Annotated in this window: 13 protein-coding genes, 4 tRNA genes and 1 pseudogene; 15 read left to right on the top strand and 3 right to left on the bottom strand. The window is 46.5% G+C overall.

The window, feature by feature from the left end; translation table 11 throughout:
* The first annotated feature begins 85 nt into the window (after positions 1–85).
* From WS_RS04560 to WS_RS04605, 10 genes are all read left to right on the top strand, one after another.
* Positions 86–760, top strand: a complete 675-nt coding sequence (locus WS_RS04560; RefSeq protein WP_011138850.1) for a response regulator transcription factor — start codon at positions 86–88, stop codon at positions 758–760.
* Entirely contained in the window at positions 754–2,121 is a 1,368-nt protein-coding gene (locus tag WS_RS04565) for a sensor histidine kinase (protein WP_011138851.1), read from the top strand. Before WS_RS04560 ends, WS_RS04565 begins: the two co-directional genes overlap by 7 nt.
* A 19-nt stretch (positions 2,122–2,140) precedes the next feature.
* Positions 2,141–3,529, top strand: a complete 1,389-nt coding sequence (locus WS_RS04570) for a bifunctional ADP-dependent NAD(P)H-hydrate dehydratase/NAD(P)H-hydrate epimerase (RefSeq protein WP_011138852.1) — start codon at positions 2,141–2,143, stop codon at positions 3,527–3,529.
* 77 nt (positions 3,530–3,606) lie between these two features.
* Positions 3,607–4,389 (top strand): thiazole synthase, encoded by a 783-nt coding sequence (locus tag WS_RS04575; protein WP_011138853.1) that lies wholly within the window; start codon positions 3,607–3,609, stop codon positions 4,387–4,389.
* A 145-nt stretch (positions 4,390–4,534) separates the two neighbouring features.
* Complete coding sequence (locus WS_RS04580; protein WP_011138854.1) at positions 4,535–4,765, top strand: FeoA family protein; 231 nt, start codon at positions 4,535–4,537, stop codon at positions 4,763–4,765.
* Positions 4,762–6,876 carry a ferrous iron transport protein B gene (gene feoB, locus WS_RS04585; protein WP_011138855.1) on the top strand — a complete coding sequence of 705 codons (2,115 nt, stop codon included), beginning with the start codon at positions 4,762–4,764 and terminating at the stop codon, positions 6,874–6,876. Before WS_RS04580 ends, feoB begins: the two co-directional genes overlap by 4 nt.
* A gap of 83 nt (positions 6,877–6,959) precedes the next feature.
* Positions 6,960–7,037: transfer RNA gene (locus WS_RS04590), tRNA-Pro, on the top strand.
* A gap of 45 nt (positions 7,038–7,082) precedes the next feature.
* Positions 7,083–7,159: transfer RNA gene (locus WS_RS04595), tRNA-His, on the top strand.
* Between the two features lie 13 nt (positions 7,160–7,172).
* Positions 7,173–7,249: transfer RNA gene (locus WS_RS04600), tRNA-Arg, on the top strand.
* Between the two features lie 43 nt (positions 7,250–7,292).
* Positions 7,293–7,369: transfer RNA gene (locus WS_RS04605), tRNA-Arg, on the top strand.
* A gap of 43 nt (positions 7,370–7,412) precedes the next feature.
* Here the strand turns inward: WS_RS04605 and WS_RS11290 are convergent.
* A pseudogene (locus WS_RS11290) lies at positions 7,413–7,529 on the bottom strand (hypothetical protein); the annotation flags it as partial.
* 134 nt (positions 7,530–7,663) lie between these two features.
* Between WS_RS11290 and WS_RS04610 the strand changes: the two are divergent.
* Both WS_RS04610 and WS_RS04615 read left to right on the top strand, forming a co-directional pair.
* Complete coding sequence (locus WS_RS04610) at positions 7,664–8,518, top strand: HipA N-terminal domain-containing protein (RefSeq protein ID WP_011138856.1); 855 nt, start codon at positions 7,664–7,666, stop codon at positions 8,516–8,518.
* 37 nt (positions 8,519–8,555) lie between these two features.
* The gene (locus tag WS_RS04615) at positions 8,556–9,746 is read left to right on the top strand and encodes an IS3-like element IS1302 family transposase (protein ID WP_011138235.1); all 1,191 of its coding nucleotides are present in this window, start codon (positions 8,556–8,558) and stop codon (positions 9,744–9,746) included.
* Position 9,747: 1 nt separating this feature from the next.
* On the opposite strand, the gene WS_RS04620 is transcribed toward WS_RS04615, so the two are convergent.
* Together WS_RS04620 and WS_RS04625 are read right to left on the bottom strand one after the other, a co-directional pair.
* A complete protein-coding gene (locus WS_RS04620; protein ID WP_232013707.1) occupies positions 9,748–10,911 on the bottom strand; it encodes a ShlB/FhaC/HecB family hemolysin secretion/activation protein in 1,164 nt (387 codons plus the stop codon).
* Between the two features lie 505 nt (positions 10,912–11,416).
* Positions 11,417–11,785, bottom strand: coding sequence for a hypothetical protein (locus WS_RS04625; RefSeq protein ID WP_041571752.1), 369 nt, complete (start codon positions 11,783–11,785; stop codon positions 11,417–11,419).
* A 73-nt stretch (positions 11,786–11,858) separates the two neighbouring features.
* On the opposite strand from WS_RS04625, the gene WS_RS10610 reads away from it, so the two are divergent.
* The 3 genes from WS_RS10610 to WS_RS10615 all read left to right on the top strand — a co-directional run bounded on the left by WS_RS10610 (position 11,859) and on the right by WS_RS10615 (position 16,364).
* Positions 11,859–12,746 (top strand): polysaccharide deacetylase family protein, encoded by an 888-nt coding sequence (locus WS_RS10610; RefSeq protein ID WP_011138859.1) that lies wholly within the window; start codon positions 11,859–11,861, stop codon positions 12,744–12,746.
* 82 nt (positions 12,747–12,828) lie between these two features.
* On the top strand, positions 12,829–13,953 hold the full coding sequence (locus WS_RS04635) for an iron-containing alcohol dehydrogenase (RefSeq protein WP_011138860.1): 1,125 nt from the start codon (positions 12,829–12,831) through the stop codon (positions 13,951–13,953).
* Entirely contained in the window at positions 13,953–16,364 is a 2,412-nt protein-coding gene (locus WS_RS10615) for a diguanylate cyclase (protein WP_049770647.1), read from the top strand. Before WS_RS04635 ends, WS_RS10615 begins: the two co-directional genes overlap by 1 nt.
* Positions 16,365–16,396: the final 32 nt, after the last annotated feature.

Here is a 16,396-nt window from a genome sequence, read left to right on the forward strand (position 1 = left end):
GCTGTGTTGTGGCCTATTTGAAACCTTTTTGAAATAAAATAGTCGCGTTGTTTTATAATGGCGAGGAGTGAAAGGATTGTCGAATATGGTAAAGCCGTTGATTGCGATTATTGAGGACGAAGAGGATCTTTTGGAGTTGCTTGAGTTCCATTTGAAGAAGGCAGATTTTGAAGTGGAGGGGTTTTTGAATGTGCAAAACATCGAAAAACTTCTCAAAGAGGAGCCTATTGATCTTCTTTTGGTGGATCGGAATCTCCCTGGGGTGGAGGGGGCAGAGTTTATCAAGCGCCTAAGAGAGAAGGGTTATGCCACGCCCGTGATCTTTCTCACCGCCAAGAGCGGAGACAAGGAGAAGCTAGAGGGCTTTGAAGCGGGAGCAGATGATTACATCACTAAGCCCTTCAAGTTTGAAGAGCTTATCGCTCGTATCAGGGCGGTTCTTAAGCGAACCAAGGGTGAAGAGCAGGAGGTTTATCAATATAGGGATTTGATTTTAAAGCCCAAGAGCCGGGAGCTTTTTGTTGATAGCGAGAGTGTTGAGCTCACGAAGTTAGAGTTTTATCTCCTGCTTGAATTCATCAAGAATCGTCATATTGTGCTCAGTCGCGAATATCTGCTAGAGACGGTTTGGGGGGCTTGTGGTGAGTATCAGGATAAGACCGTCAATGTCGCCATCAAGCGCCTAAGGGAGAAGATTGACCCTGATAAAGAGAAGAACTATTTCCGCTCGGTGCGAGGCGAGGGCTACACTCTTTGCTAAAACTCCACCAGCTCTTCTCCATCAACTTCACGCTCGTCTTTTTGGGCACCTTTGGATTCCTTGTCTTTTTCACCTATCAAAATCACCAAGAGCGCGAGCTTGCGGTGGTGGAACAGAAGCTAAGGACGATGATTGAGATCGTGGATATTTCGATTCTAGAGGGGAGCATTAGCTATGAGTTCACGCGTGATTTGGCGCGGCGGACGGGGACTTATATCGTCATCTTCAATAAAGCACTCGGCACCTTCACTGCAAGCCATGAGGATGCAGTGAACATGGATATATTCCTTGGGATTGATAGTTCCAAGCGCCCCTTGGGGGGAGAGCGGCTTAAGATTGATCGAATCGAGGACAAAGAGGTGATGTATCTCGCCCAAGATACGGTGATTGATGATCGTGGCTATATTATCGCCATTTCACTTCCTATCGAAGGGGCTAAAAGCCCGCTTTATGAGCTTTGGTGGAAGATCGCTCCTCTCTTTTTGGTTTCGCTTCTTCTCTCCTTCGTAGTGGCGCGTCTCATTGAGCGTAATATTAACTTTGAGTTGCGAAAGATCACTCTCTATCTGCGCGAAGTGGCAGAGAAAAACTATCAAGCGACTCTATCGGGCTCTTTTATCGGTGAGTTTGCGGTGCTCTCAGAATTGCTCACGAATTTGGCTAGAAAACTAGAGAAAAAAGATCGCAAGACACGCAAGCAAGCCGCCAAGCTTCGCCTCAAGAATCGTCAAAATGCCGACATTATCTCCGCGATTTCCCATGAGTTTAAAAACCCTATCGCCATCATCATCGGCTATTGTGAGACGCTACTAGGCGAAGAATCGCTCCCTGAGGAGAAGCGGCGGCGATTTTTGGAGCGAATCTCCCACAATGCCCAAAAGCTCTCTACGCTCATTGATCGGTTGCGGCTCACCTTTAGTCTTGAAAATGATATCGCCCGAATCGAACCCACACGATTCTGCCTTAAAAGCCTTGCTCTAGAGATCGCTAAAAGCTTGGAAGAGAAGCATAAGCGGCGCGAAATCGAGGTAGTCGGAGAGGCACGTGAGGTTGAGGCGGATAAGACACTCATGGAGCATGTCATCCACAATCTCGCCGAGAACGCGCTAAAATACTCTAGTGATAAGGTCACGATTGAGGTTGCGCCCAAGGCTTTGTGGGTCGTTGACCGCGGAGTGGGGCTAGAAGAGAGCGAGCTAAAGCTCATCACAAAGAAGTTCTATCGCGTGGATAGCCATAGCTGGGAGAGCTCTTTGGGGCTTGGGCTCTCTATCGTGAAATATATTTTGAAGCTTCATGGAAAGAATCTTCAAATAGAGAGCGAGCTGGGCAAGGGCTCGAAGTTTGGCTTTGAGATTTGAAGATTGAAAAGGGGTTTAGATGCAGCCACTCTTTTTGGAGGTCTCCACACTAGATAGCGCCGCTGTGGAGCTTTTTGGGATGAGTCATGAGCTACTCATGGAGAATGCCGCTAGGAGTTTAGCCGAGCTTATTCGTGCGAGATTTAGAGCAGGAAGCGTGGTGAGAATCGTCTCAGGGTCGGGGAATAATGGCGCGGATGGAATCGCTTTGGCGCGAATGCTTTGGGGGGATTATCGCGTGCGGCTTTGGCTCCCTTTGGGCTGCGCGAGCGATCTAGCCAAACTTCAGCTAAGGCGCGCCCAAGCGCTTGGCATAGAGGGGGTCGAGAAGCTAGGGCAGGGCGATGTGCTAGTGGATGCACTCTTTGGCTCAGGGCTCTCTAGGGATTTGGGTCTTGATTCTTTAGAGGTGATTAGGGAGATGAATGAGGCGAGAGGCTACAAGATCGCTTGTGATATTCCCAGCGGAATCGATTCCAAAGGCAACCCAAGACCCATCGCCTTTAAGGCTGATCTCACCTGTGCGATGGGTGCGATTAGAGAGGCGCTTTTGAGTGATTCTACGAAGGAGTTTGTCGGAGAGCTGGTGGTGGGAAATCTTGGAATCTCCCAAAGGCTTTATGAGCAAAATCAGCCGCCCAGCGCCTATCTTTTGGGTCGCGAGGATGTGAGGCTCCCTTGGCGCGTGCGAGAAGATTCTCACAAGGGAAGCTATGGACACCTTGCGGTGGTTGCAGGGGAGAGGGAGGGAGCGGCGGTTTTGGCCGCTTTGGCGGGGCTCCATTTTGGTGCGGGACTGGTGAGTCTCGTGGGGGAGGTGAAAAACCCTCCCTATGAGCTGATGCAGGGAGTGAGCGTGCCAAAGGGAGCGAGCGCTTTGGCGTGCGGAATGGGACTTGGCGAGAGGGAGTGCCCTAAAGACGCTTGGGAGCTCCCAAGCGTCCTAGACGCGGATATTTTAGGCAGGGAGGAGATACTCTCTCTTTTGGAGAAGAATCCCTCTCTTGTGCTCACTCCGCACCCTAAAGAGTTTGCAAATCTTTTAGGGGTTTTAGGAATCGCCCAAGTGAGCACCCTAGAGGTGCAGAAAGATCGCATGGGCTGGGCGAGAATCTTTGGAGAGCGCTATCCTAGGGCGGTCTTGCTTCTTAAGGGGGCTAATCCTATCATCCTTCAAGGGGAGCGACTCTATATTAATCCTCTAGGGGGAGCGATGCTCGCTAAAGGGGGCAGCGGTGATGTGCTCGGCGGAATCATCGCCTCTTTGCTCGCCCAAGGGAGAAGCCCGCTTGAGTCAGCTATTGAGGGCTCTTTGGCGCACACGCTAGCCGCTAGTAGGGTGGAGAAGGCCAACTACGCACTCACCCCTTTGGACCTTATTCAAGCACTTGGGAAACTCTCTCTTTAGGCACGCTTTAAGAATGCCCCAAGAGGGGGCGTGCTATAAAATCCTCCCTTAAAATCCAACACCAAGGCAACCCCAGGATGAATAGTGACACACTCAATATCGGCAACAAGATTTTTCAGAGCCGCCTCATTGTAGGAAGCGGGAAGTATAAGGATTTCAAGACCACTTACGAGGCGACCATGGCTTCAGAGGCGGAGATGATCACCGTGGCGGTGCGACGCGTGAACATCACTAATCCCAAAGAGGAGAATCTCTTGGACTATTTCAAAGGCTCCTCTGTGCAGTTCCTTCCCAACTCCGCGGGGTGCACTACAGCCGAGGAGACTATCACACTTTTTCGGCTCACTCGCGAGGCAACAGGAATTGACTTCATCAAGCTAGAGATTATCGGAGACACACAAAAGACCCTCTATCCTGATGTGATGGAGACGCTCAAAGCGTGCGAAGTGTTAGCCAAGGATGGATTCACGGTGTTGGCCTATACAAACGACGACCCCATCATGGCTAGGCGTCTTGAAGAGGCAGGCGCGAGCGCGATCATGCCTTTGGCTGCGCCTATCGGGAGTGGCCTAGGTATCCAGAATCGATACAATGTGGTTTTTATCAAAGAGGCGATCAAAGTCCCCCTTATCGTGGATGCGGGTGTGGGGTGCGCTAGCGATGCAGCCATCGCCATGGAGCTAGGAGCGGATGCGGTTCTCACCAACACAGCCATCGCCCAAGCTCAAAATCCTATTTTGATGGCAAGCGCGATGAGGGATGCGGTTAGGGCAGGGCGCCAAAGCTACCTTGCTGGACGGATTCCTAAAAAACCCTATGCGAGTGCCAGCTCACCTACGGACGGAATGGCGCGGTTTTAAACCGCGCCTAAGCTTAACAATCTCCTAATATTCGACTCCTATAATCTCTCTGTAAATAATGATAACGACTGTTAGAATCGCGTTTGACAAGACTTTGTCGTTAGATTACAATAACTATTATCATTAAACAGGGGCGAAAGAATCCATGAAATTGCATGAGTTACAAAAAGGTGAAAAAGCGGTCGTCAAAGGACTGCCTAGTGATCAGATTTTGAGAGAGAGGTTGCACTCTTTTGGGATTTTCAAAGAGAGTCATTTGGAGGTCAAAGAGGTCTCTTTGGTGAAGGCAACGCTAGTGGTTGCGCTCAATCAAAGCCTCATGATTCTCCGCTCCAGCGAAGCAGAGAGTATCGAAGTCGAAAAGCTCGTCTCATGAAGAAGCCCCTCACTGTCGCCCTCGTAGGGCAGCCCAATGTGGGCAAAAGCCTCGTGATTAACGCTATTAGCGGAGCTCACATGAAGGTGGGAAATTTCACCGGTGTGACCGTAGAGAAAGCCGAAGCCTTCTTTAGGCGAGGGGATCAAGAGATCCAGATTATTGACCTCCCTGGAACCTACTCGCTGAATGATTACTCCATTGAGGAGCGTGTGACCAAGCAGTTCTTGGAAGAGGAATCGTATGATTTGATCGTGAATGTGGTCGATTCGACCAACTTGGAGCGAAACCTTCTTCTCACTTCAGGCCTCATGGAGCTTGGGAAAAAGATCATTGTGGCGCTCAACATGAGTGATGAGGCGGAAAAAGAAGGAATTGAGATCGACGAAGTCCAGCTCTCCTCGATCCTTGGCTTGCCCTGCCTCAAAATCTCAGCGGCAACCAAGAGTAATATCGACCAGCTCGCCGATCTTATCATTAAGACGCATGAAGCACCCGCCAGAGAATCGAAGCGAACCTATGGGGATGCCATCGAGGAGGAGCTAGCAAGAATTGAGGAGTTTATTAAAGAGCGCCAAAGCGAGTGTCTGAAAGAGTGGAGAGGAAGCGCTAGAAGCGTGGCTTTAAAGCTCTTGCAAAAGGATAAGGCGCTTTATGCTTTCTTGCATGATAAGCCTCTGTGGATGGAGCTTCAGCCCCTTGTGAATGAGTCGCTGGATCGACTCTATCTTAAGTTTGAGAGCAAGGATGTGCGAGAGATATTTTTAGCCGATGCTCACGCCTTTGCCAAGGGTGCGGCGATGGAGACAAGCCGATCCAAGCCTCCCAAGGCAAAGAACTACACTCAAGTGATCGATTCGATTCTGATTCATAAATATTTGGGTCTGCCTATCTTTCTTTTCTTGATGTGGGGGCTGTTCCAGCTCACTTTTGAGCTGGGGTCAATTCCAATGGACTATATCGAAGCGCTCTTTGGCTCTTTGGGAGATATGGTCAAGGAGAATATTGCTCACGAGGGTCTGGCTTCGCTGCTTGCAGACGGTATTTTGGGTGGTGTGGGCTCAGTCTTGCTCTTTTTGCCCAATATCCTTATCCTCTTCTTTGGAATCGCGCTCCTTGAGACCACGGGCTATATGGCGCGCGTGGCATTCCTTTTGGATGGATTCTTCCATAAATTTGGAATGCACGGAAAGAGCTTTATCCCTTTGGTGACGGGATTTGGATGCTCTGTGCCTGCTTTTATGGCCGCGCGAACACTTAAAAACGAGAAAGATCGTCTTTTGACGCTTTTTATTGTTAACTTTATGAGTTGTGGTGCGAGACTTCCTGTTTATGTGCTTTTTATTGGGGCATTTTTCCCTGAAGAGGTGGCGGGTAATGCCCTTTTTGGAATCTATATCCTTGGAGCGGTTTTAGGGCTTGTAGCAGCGAAGATTCTTCGTCTTACAGCTTTCAAAGGACCCGAAGAGCCTTTTGTTATGGAGATGCCAAAATATCGTCTTCCCAGCCTCCGCTTGGTATGGTTTACTATTTGGAATAAGGCGCTCATGTATATCAAAAAGGCAGGAACCTTCATCCTTGCGGCCTCTATGCTGATTTGGTTTGCGAGCAATTATCCAGGCAATGAGGCACTAGAGGAGCAATTTGGCGCTCAGATTGAGCAGGCGGCGAATAACGAAGAGCTCGTGGCAGAGCTAGAGGCAAAGCTTGCCGAAGCCAAACTGGAGCAGAGCTATCTAGGGCGTGTTGGGCAGACGATCGAGCCAGTTTTCGCTCCTATGGGATTTGATTGGAAAATGAGCGTAGCGCTCGTCTCCGGATTGGCCGCTAAAGAGGTGGTGATCTCCACGATGGGCGTGCTCTACTCTCTAGGAGGCGAGGTGGACGAGGAGAGCGAGACGCTAATGGAGGTGCTTCAAGCGGCAGTTCCTTTCCCCACGGCGATTGCCTTTATCCTTTTTATCATGCTCTATAACCCTTGCCTAGCTGCTACGGTCGTCTTTGGCAAGGAGGCAGGTGGTACAAAATATATCTATTATCTCTTTGCCTTTACAACTGTGGTGGCTTATTTAGTGGCGTTGGTTGGATATGCCATCGCTCAAAGTCTGTGAAAGCGCCTAAAATACTTGACAAAAGCCATCTCTTAGACTATAATTTCACCCTCAAAAGCAACATTTAGTTGCTGGCGGGGTGACGGGGCGTAGCGCAGCCTGGCTAGCGCACCTGGTTTGGGACCAGGGGGTCGCAGGTTCGAATCCTGTCGCCCCGACCATGTTCTTTGAGAGTCTTCCTTAAAGTGGAAGATTTTTTATGTGTGGTGGGCGTAGCTCAGTCGGTTAGAGCATCAGATTGTGGTCCTGAGGGTCGTGGGTTCGATTCCCATCGTCCACCCCATTTTTATTTTTGTGCGTTCATAGCTCAATTGGATAGAGCATCAGACTTCGGATCTGAGGGTTGGGGGTTCGACTCCCTCTGAGCGCACCATAATTCTTCTTTTTTCTTCTTTTCACTTTTTTTCCTTTGGTATGCGCTCGTAGCTCAGCTGGATAGAGCAACAGCCTTCTAAGCCGTAGGTCTCAGGTTCGAGTCCTGACGGGCGCACCACTTCTAAACTTCTAAAATACACCATCTCTAGCACCCCTTGTGAAGTGAGACTCAAATCTCCACCTGAAACAATAGAGCCATTTTGATTGGCAAGGAGAGAGCCTGTATTGACTTTCAGATTGCCTTTTGAGGCGATAAGACCACCCTTGGAGTAGCGGATAAAACTATTAAAATTTTATAAAAAAATACAATATTGGCGTAATTTGACACAAGTTTAGCTATACTTTTAATTATTAAGATTTACTAAATTAGTATAATATTGGCACATTTTGGCATGATTACGAGGGCACTCCAATGGAACATAATAAAGTTAAACAGATTATTCTTGAAGCATTTGAAAAAACACCTGAACTCAGTATTTCTAAATTAGTTGCCAATACCTTCATTGCCAAAAGAACCGTTCAACGCTATGTTGATGAGTTGATTCAAGAGAATAGACTAATCGCATTAGGGCAAGGACGAAGCCGTTATTATCAACGAGTGTATGTTAATGAAGAGACATTGACACGCTTAGCGGTCTTAAAAAATGGCTCACATATGGGTACGCTCATTTTTGCTAACGGTCATTATGAATTTGTCTACGAAAAAGGTTACGAAGATCTTTTGTTTGGGATCAGCTCGACCCATAATAGCTCCGGTGAACTCTACGCCATTTTTGAAAATCTTATTCCTGAACATGATAGGCGAGAAAGACTCACAAGAGGATTTAAAGAGTTAGGATCGATTCTTGTTGGGCTTGATAATGCGCATGGTGATTTTAAATTTATCCCATTAGGGGAGCTCTTTAAACACAAGTCTCCTTTAGAGCAAAGACCCTCATGGCTTGAAAATAAGCACAAGATACTAGGCGTTAACGAATATCCAAATATCATTCAAGCAAAAGTCTCAATCGATGAAGATGTGCTTAACGATACTTCAAGCACAGAACACTCCAACTTAAGCGGATATCAGCATAAAATCGATGTTGATTTTGAAGATAATGAAATTAAAGAGAGTGCACACAGGGCACACTATTTACTTAAGCCTCTTAATAGAACGCTAACAAATTATTTTGAAAAAGATGAAGCAAATCATGCCAATTACTATCCCTTTCTCGCCCTCAACGAACACCTCTTTATGAGCTTTGCCAAAAAAGTATACTGCCACTAAAATTCAAGACAATAAATTGAAAGGTTTATCTTCCTAAATGGTAGAATTTTCTAAAGATTTAGGAGAGGAAAAAATGAGTAGAAAAAGAAAAAGCTATAGTGCAGAATTTAAAACTAGAGTTGTCTTAGAATTACTAGGTGGCGAAGAGACTGTAGCACAGATTGCCAGTAAATATGAGATTACACCAAAAAGTCTCATTGATTGGAAAAAGCAGTTTTTAGAGAATGCATCACTAGTATTTGATGTAGGTTCGGCTACTAAAGCCTATAAAGATGAGATAGAAGAGCTAAAAACAGAGAATGATGCTCTAGCAAAGAAATTAGGAAAAACAACCATAGAGAGGGATTGGGCAGTGGGAAAGCTAAAGAGCTTGGGCTTATCAAATAAAAAAGATCTTGTCACACCCAAGCTAAAGAATCTCTCCATGGCAAGACAATGTGAAATAATAGATTTAAATCGCTCAACCCTTTATTATGAACCTAAACCCATATCAGACAATGATTTAAAAATCATGAAAAGGATAGATGAGATATATACTGATATATCCTCAACCTATGGCTATCGGTTTATGCATAGGCAGCTTTTGGAAGATGGATTTTCAATTGGTGTAAATAAAGTCAATAAGCTAATGAACACTATGGGGATACAGGCAATCTTTCCAAAAAAGAAACGACACACATCCATTAAAAACTATAAACATAAAATCTATCCATATCTACTACGAGAGCTTGAAATTAACAGAGCCAATCAGGTTTGGAGTGGAGATATTACCTATATCCCAATCAAGGGTGGTTTCGTGTATTTGTGCGCCATTATTGATTGGCACAGTAAAACGATACTCTCATGGAAAATATCAACAACTATGGATACATCTCTTGTAACAGATGTTTTAAAAGAAGCCATTGAAAAATATGACATTCCTGTAATATTCAACTCCGACCAAGGTAGCCAATATACCAGCCATGAACATACAGAACTTCTCAAGAAACACAACATTCAAATCTCTATGAACGGTAAAGGCAGATCCATTGATAATATTGCCATTGAGAGATTTTTTAGGACTTTAAAATATGATGAAATCTATATCAATGAGTATAGCTCTATTTCAGATCTCAGATTTAAGGTTTCAAGATATATCAATTTTTACAATCACAATAGATTTCATTCAGCACTAAATTATCAAAAGCCCATGAATGTTTATCTAGAAGGGTTGAAAAACGTTGCTTAAATTAAAGGCTAGAGGCTGGAAGATGAATTCTCAAAAAGTTGTCTTGACAAATGGTGGCAGTATAAAAGAGCTGATCGCTGGAGTGCTGATAGTGACCCGTAAAAGTGTATTGCAGTTCGCTTAGTTGCTGCATCAGCAAAAAATCCACCGTGTAGAGAGAATATTTTTCATTGAGATCAGTTGGATTATAGGCGTTGAACCAATCCGTTCCCTTGGTGTAGCCAAGGGCAAGATAGGCGTAGAGGCCTCTGTTTTGATAGCTGTAATCCATGCTGAGCATGGCCTTGGAGAGATCATAGCTTGCGGTCTCAATCAGGGAATCGCTCAGGTAATTTTCTGTTTTGTATTGAGAAACGGAAGAGCCCATGGAGATTCGATTGAATTGGTCGTGAAAGAGTTGGTACTGGAGAGAGAAGGTGTAGGTCTTGGTGTGGCCATTGGACTCATACTCGTTGATGCCTCCATGGATGAGCTGCCGATAGCTGCTTTGTCGATATCCTATGGTTGCAAGAAGATTTTTGTAGGGCACGGAGTATTCATAGCTATCGCCCGTAGAGTTTTCGTTTTGAAAATGTTTATCGGTGCTGTTGAGATTGATGCTGATTTGGTCATTAATATCAAGTGGATTGTCATAGTTGAGAGAGAGTGATCCTTGCTTGTCACCTGTTTTTTTTATTCCAAAGTTGTTGATTCCAATCACTCCATTGAGTCGATTGGACGGATTATTTTCGATGCTAATATCGGTGTAGCCTAGCTGCTCGCTTGGCAAGAGATTCATAGTGGCGCGATTGCTCGGCAGGCGATTGATGGTCTCTAGGGCATTTTCTAGCTCTCTTATGTTGAGGAAATTTTCCTCTTCTCCTCTAAAAGCATGATGAATATAAGATTCTTCGGGAGTGATTTTTTTGATCCTACCCTCAAGGGCGTAGAGGGTGACCTCTCCATCGGAAATGTTTTGAGGCTTGATATAGACCTGAGAGGTCACATAGCCTTTATCAATATAGAGACCTGTTAGTTGGCGAGCAAGGTTGGTGAGGTCAGTGAGGGTGTTGCATTTTCCTACGTATTGCCTATAAAGAGACTGTTTTTTCTCCTCTTGCAGGAGGGTGATGCCCTCGTCATGAATAGAGCGGGTGATGAAGCAGGGCTCTTCGCTTTCGGGCAATAAGGCGGGTTTGTCAATGGCAAAAGAGTCTCTTCTTTCATTGTCTCTTTGTAATTTTTCAAAGTTGTTAAAAATTTTTATCTGCTTATCAAGCTGTTCATTTTGGTGAATATCATCATTTGAATTAGCGGTAATAGCAGTGATGAGCAATAGAAATAGATATATTTTTTGCTTTGGCGTGTCATGATTTCTCCAGCAGGTGCGCTTGGGATTTTTTGGTGTAAATTATGCATTGATTAAGATTTTTATAATAACAAGAACTATTACTATAATTTATTTTTTATAAAAAATGCCAATTTTTCGGTACTTCTAAAAAGAATACGAATATAAATTAAGAAATTTTGTCAAAAAATATTAATATAAATAACAAATAAATTTTCCCGAAATTCTGCCTTTTAAATAATTATAAAATACTTAAATATTATGAAAATCTAATCTTTTCTATATTGATAGATTTTATTTTTTTCAGTGATGGATATTGATGGGTTTATTAGTTTTTCATCCCCTATCTCTTCAGATAGAAGCTCGAATCTTTTTGCATATCCTTTGGAAAGTCACAATCGGTGAAGGTGGCGAGGTCGCGCATGAAGCATTCGCCATAGTAGAGCTCGTTGCGCGAGGGGAAGAGGTTGGGCTTGGAGTTCTCGAGAATCATGCGCATTCCCGTACTTTTGGCGGGAGTGGGGTGGGGCTGGCGCGCATAGATTTCAAGGAGATAAGTCCAATTTTTCTTGGGGGTGTTGTAGATGGATTGGACGGGTCGGAAAATGACGCTATAGCGCGAAGAGCCAAAGAGATTAGGATCTTTTTTCTCAAAGAGGGGCAGCTCGGCCCACAGTAAGAGGGGCAAAAGAAGAAGCGCAAAATATTTCATAAAAATCCTTGTCAAAATAGAAGCCAAAACGGGTTATTGTAACGGCAAGAAAAAAGATAGTCAAGGAGGCAAGATGCGCTTTTGGATAGGGATGCTCTTTTGGGCGGGGGTCTGTTTTGGCGAGATAGTGCGCTATGAGCCCCTCTCTTTGGATGTTTGGTATCAAGGGAGATTCTATCATGCCTTTCGCCTCCTTGAAGAATCATCGGCTCAAAGCTATCTTGCGTTTGATCATCAGACCCTCCAAGCCCAAAAAATTCCCCTTCAAGAGGCCAAGATCGCCCCTGGTGCCGCTTTAGAGGATTCGCTCTATAAAAAAATGATGAGAGAGGCCTATAAGCCTCCGCGTCTTCTTGCCAATGATGGACTAAAGAGCTTTGGGGGCGAGAGCCACTATTTGAGTGTCGATCTCTGCCCCTCTCGTCATAAAGGCTTTGAGGAGCGGCTTTGGACTCTTCTTGAAGCGAGACAGAAGGCCTTCCCCGTGATCGTTTGCGTGAGCGGTCGATGGATGGATAGTCACAAGGAGGAGTGGGCTGCCTTGATTCAAAAAGAGCGCCAAGGATCACTAGAGATTCTCTGGTGCAACCACACCTATGATCATTTCTATGAGAAGAATCTTCCGCTAGAGCGCAATTTTCTTCGCCACGAATCGCAAAATCTCTCCAAAGAGGTGCTCCAACTAGAAAAGAGATGGCTAAAAGAGGGGATTCTCCCTAGTCCCTTTTTTCGCTTTCCTGGGCTCATCTCCTCCCCCTCTTTGATGCAGGAGCTCCAAAAACTAGGGCTCATTCCCTTGGGGGCGCAGGCGTGGATGGCCAAGGGGGAGATTCCTCAAAAAGGCGGGATTATTCTTTTGCATGGAAATCTCAACGAGCCCTTAGGGATTGATCTTTTTGAGCGATTCTTGGAGGAGAATCAAGGGGCGCATTTTGGGGGAGTGAAAGAAATGCAAAATTAAAGAGATTCTTCAAGAGAGGACAATATAATCCTTCATCATCACAGCTAAGAGCCAAAAATAAGGTAATAATAAGGGGACAGGGATGCACGATTTCACCTTTTTCAATCCAACGAGAATCCTTTTTGGAGAGGGGAGAGAACAGGAGATCGCTAAAGAGATCGGAATCTTGGGGCACCAAAAGGTTTTGGTGGTTGTAGGGGGTGCCTCAGCCAAAAAGAGCGGTCTCTTGGATTCGACTTTGAGGCGCTTGGATGAGGCTAACCTCCTTTGGGTGTTGCATGAAGGAGTGGTCTCTAACCCCGAGCTTGGACATGTCGAGGCGGGAATCGCCAAGGCCAAAGAGCATCGCGTGAGTGCGATTTTGGCTATAGGGGGTGGAAGCGTGATTGATGAGGCTAAAGCGATCGCTCTGGGGGCCTGTAACGAGGAGGAAATATGGAGTTATTTCCTTGAGCGTCGCCCTATTGAGCGGGCGTTGGATCTTTTTGTGATTCTCACGCTGGCGGCCACGGGGAGCGAGATGAACGGCAATAGTGTCATCACGAACGAGCGCACCCGCCACAAACTCTCTATCGCCTCGCCTCGCCTCAATCCCAAGCTCTCCATCCTCAACCCTCGCCTAATGATGAGCGTGCCTGATGCCTATATTGCCTATTCAGCCGTGGATGCCCTCGCCCATATTCTTGAATCCTACCTCACTTCGCAAAAACCTCTGCCTCTCCAAGATTCGCTTTGTGAAGCGGTGATGAAAAATATAGTCTCCTCAGCCGAAGCCATTTTGGCTGATCGAAGCGCCTATGAGCCTATGGCGCGCTTTGCTTGGAGTGCAACCCTCGCCCTCAATGGCCTCTTGACCACGGGCATTGGAGGCTACTCCTTTCCTAATCACATGATCGAGCATAGCCTGAGCGCGCTCTACAAAGTAGCTCATGGAGCGGGGCTAGCGGTGATTGTGCCCGCGTGGATGAGCTGGTATGAGTCAAAGAATCCTGAGGCTTTCAAGCGCTTGGAGCGTGAGTTTATGAGCGCCAAAGAGCTTAAGGCGTGGTTTAAAAAGATAGGCGCTCCCGTGAGCTTGGGAGAGCTTGGAATCAAAGAAGAGGAGATTCCTAAAATCGTCCATAATATTTTAGAGACTGCATCACGCTGGGATTCTAGAGAGTATGACTCCTCTTCGCTTGAGGTCATCCTTCAAAAGGCGCTTTGATGATCATCCAAAGCCTGATCGACAAGAAAATCGAGCCTCTGGGGTTAGGGGCAACCCTCAAAGAGGTTCATGAGCGCATCAAGGAGAGCGGCTGTGGAGCGGTAGCCTTCATAGACGAAGAGAGTCGCCCCGTGGGGATTCTTACAGAGAGAGATATCTCTAGGCTGCTTTTTGAAGGGTGCGGATTTGACGATTTGGCCTTTCCCTTAGCGATTAAGGAGCTGGTGGTCTCTCAGGAGAATCGAGACTTGGAGTATGTGCTAAGCCTCATGACGGGGAATAATATCCGCCGCATTGTCATCTGCAACAAGGCAGGGCGCTATAGCGGAATCATCACGCAAGACACCATTTTCCATGAGTTGGGCGAAGAGATCTACAAGACCAAGCTGAGGGCACGTCATCTCATCAATGCTAAGAACCTCATCCATAAGATCACTCCAAGCCACTCGCTCAAAGAGGCGCTTTCGCTCATGGTGGAGAATAAAATTGGCACGCTCCCGATGCTTGGCGAAGGAGAGCGGATTTTGGGGATGCTCACGGAGCGAAAGATTGTCCGTATGGTGGAGCTTGGCGTCTCTTTGGAATCGCCTGCAGTTGAATTTATCGACAAGAATCCTTATCTTGTGCATGAGGATTCTTTTATCAATGAGATCATTGATATTTTTGAGAAAAATAGCGATTCCCTTTGCGTGCTGGTGATTGATTCTTCGCGCGAGCTCAAAGGAATTATCACCAAACGCGACCTGCTCAAAAATGCTGAGAATAGCTACAAAAACGCTATTGAAGAGAGCTTTCGTGCGACCCGATATGCCCTCAATAACTTTCCCCAAAGCGTGCTTGAGTGCTACTATCTTGAGACCACGATGCTTATCCAGTGGGCAAATAAGCGGGCTTTTGAGCTTCTTGGAAGCGATATTGTGGACAAGCCATTGAGTGCGATTTTGGATCAGGCGACTTATGAGCACATGGCAGAGCGCATCGCGGCAGGCCTTAGGGTCGAACCCTTTAATATTGAGATTGGCGGAAACTACTATGAGGTGACGCTTGCCAAATCGACTCGCCGAATCATGCAGTTGGTTTTCACGGATGTGACCAAACATAAAGAGTATGAAGAGACGCTAAGAAAAGAGCAGCAGGTGGTGCAGGATATTTTGGATTTCCAATCCTCCATCGTGTTGGTCGCAGGGAGTGATGAGGGGGTGCTGAGTGCGAATCGGAGCGCTTTGGACTTTTTTGGCTTTAGGGATGTCAAGGAGTTCAGGATGCACTATCGCTGCATCTGTGAGGCGTTTATCGATCGGGAAGGATTTTTGAAAAATCGTCATGAGGCATGGCTTCATGAGGCGTTGCTGGCCAATCAGACGGGGCGTGATTCTAAAGCCATTATCAAAGACCGTCATAGCGGAGAGGAGAGGATTTTTGTCGTCAAAGTGGGGCGCTACCCTAGAGATTCGCATAAATTCATTGTCTCGCTCACTGATGTGACGGAGCTGGAGATGAGCAAACGAGAGCTTGAGGGGAAGGTGATGGCGCGCACCGCCGAGCTCTCTAGGGCGATGAGCATCTTGGAAGAGGCGCAAAAGATCGCTCGTTTGGGCAATTGGCAGCTCTATCTTCATAATGCGGAGTTTGAATACTCCAAGGAGATCACCAAAATCCTAGGAATCGACGAAGAGGATCGGCTGAGCATCAAGGATTTGATGAGTTTTGTGCATCCTGAGGATAAGCGAAGGCTCATGAGAGGATTCATCCGTTCAGCCAAAAAGGGGCAGAATGCGAGTTGCAATATTCGATTCCTCAATCTTTATGGACAGACTCGTATGACTCATATCCAAATAAAAGCGCCCGATGAGTGGCATGAAGAGAAGATTCTCTTTGGAATCTGCCAAGACATCACCGAGCAGATTGAGCTAGAGAAGATCGCCTACTACGATTCCCTCACCCAAATCTACAATCGCAATAAGTTCAATGAGCTCATTACGCGCGAGATCGAGCTGCTCAAACGCTACAAGCAACCCCTCTCGCTGGTGATTTTTGATATTGATCGCTTCAAGCGAATCAATGACACCTATGGGCATCGTGTAGGCGATGAGGTGCTAGCGGAGCTGGCGGGGATTGTTTCGCGCGAGATTCGGAGCACGGATATTTTCGTGCGATGGGGAGGAGAGGAGTTTGTGATCGTCACACCTCAAACCCCTACGCAAGGGGCGCAGCTCTTGGCGGAGAAGATTCGCTCCAAAATCGAAGAGTGGAAGTTTGAAGGGGTGGAGGAGTGTGTCACTTGCAGTTTTGGCGTGACCAACATCCTCCGTCTAGAGAGTATCGAATCGGCGATAGAGAGAGCGGATGAGCTTCTCTACAAGGCCAAGAACAACGGGCGCAATCAGGTCGTCATGGCTGAGGAGAGATAGCGCCCGTTATTCAATTGTCACTAAGTGTCACT

Origin of the sequence: Wolinella succinogenes DSM 1740 (genome assembly GCF_000196135.1) — a bacterium.
GTDB lineage: Bacteria > Campylobacterota > Campylobacteria > Campylobacterales > Helicobacteraceae > Wolinella > Wolinella succinogenes.

Coding starts and splice junctions, on each gene's coding strand:
- WS_RS04560 (WP_011138850.1), top strand. CDS start 86: ATGGTAAAGCCGTTGATTGCGATTATTGAGGACGAAGAGGATCTTTTG.
- WS_RS04570 (WP_011138852.1), top strand. CDS start 2,141: ATGCAGCCACTCTTTTTGGAGGTCTCCACACTAGATAGCGCCGCTGTG.
- WS_RS04575 (WP_011138853.1), top strand. CDS start 3,607: ATGAATAGTGACACACTCAATATCGGCAACAAGATTTTTCAGAGCCGC.
- WS_RS04580 (WP_011138854.1), top strand. CDS start 4,535: ATGAAATTGCATGAGTTACAAAAAGGTGAAAAAGCGGTCGTCAAAGGA.
- feoB (WP_011138855.1), top strand. CDS start 4,762: ATGAAGAAGCCCCTCACTGTCGCCCTCGTAGGGCAGCCCAATGTGGGC.
- WS_RS04610 (WP_011138856.1), top strand. CDS start 7,664: ATGGAACATAATAAAGTTAAACAGATTATTCTTGAAGCATTTGAAAAA.
- WS_RS04615 (WP_011138235.1), top strand. CDS start 8,556: ATGGTAGAATTTTCTAAAGATTTAGGAGAGGAAAAAATGAGTAGAAAA.
- WS_RS04625 (WP_041571752.1), bottom strand. CDS start 11,785: ATGAAATATTTTGCGCTTCTTCTTTTGCCCCTCTTACTGTGGGCCGAG.
- WS_RS10610 (WP_011138859.1), top strand. CDS start 11,859: ATGCGCTTTTGGATAGGGATGCTCTTTTGGGCGGGGGTCTGTTTTGGC.
- WS_RS04635 (WP_011138860.1), top strand. CDS start 12,829: ATGCACGATTTCACCTTTTTCAATCCAACGAGAATCCTTTTTGGAGAG.
- WS_RS10615 (WP_049770647.1), top strand. CDS start 13,953: ATGATCATCCAAAGCCTGATCGACAAGAAAATCGAGCCTCTGGGGTTA.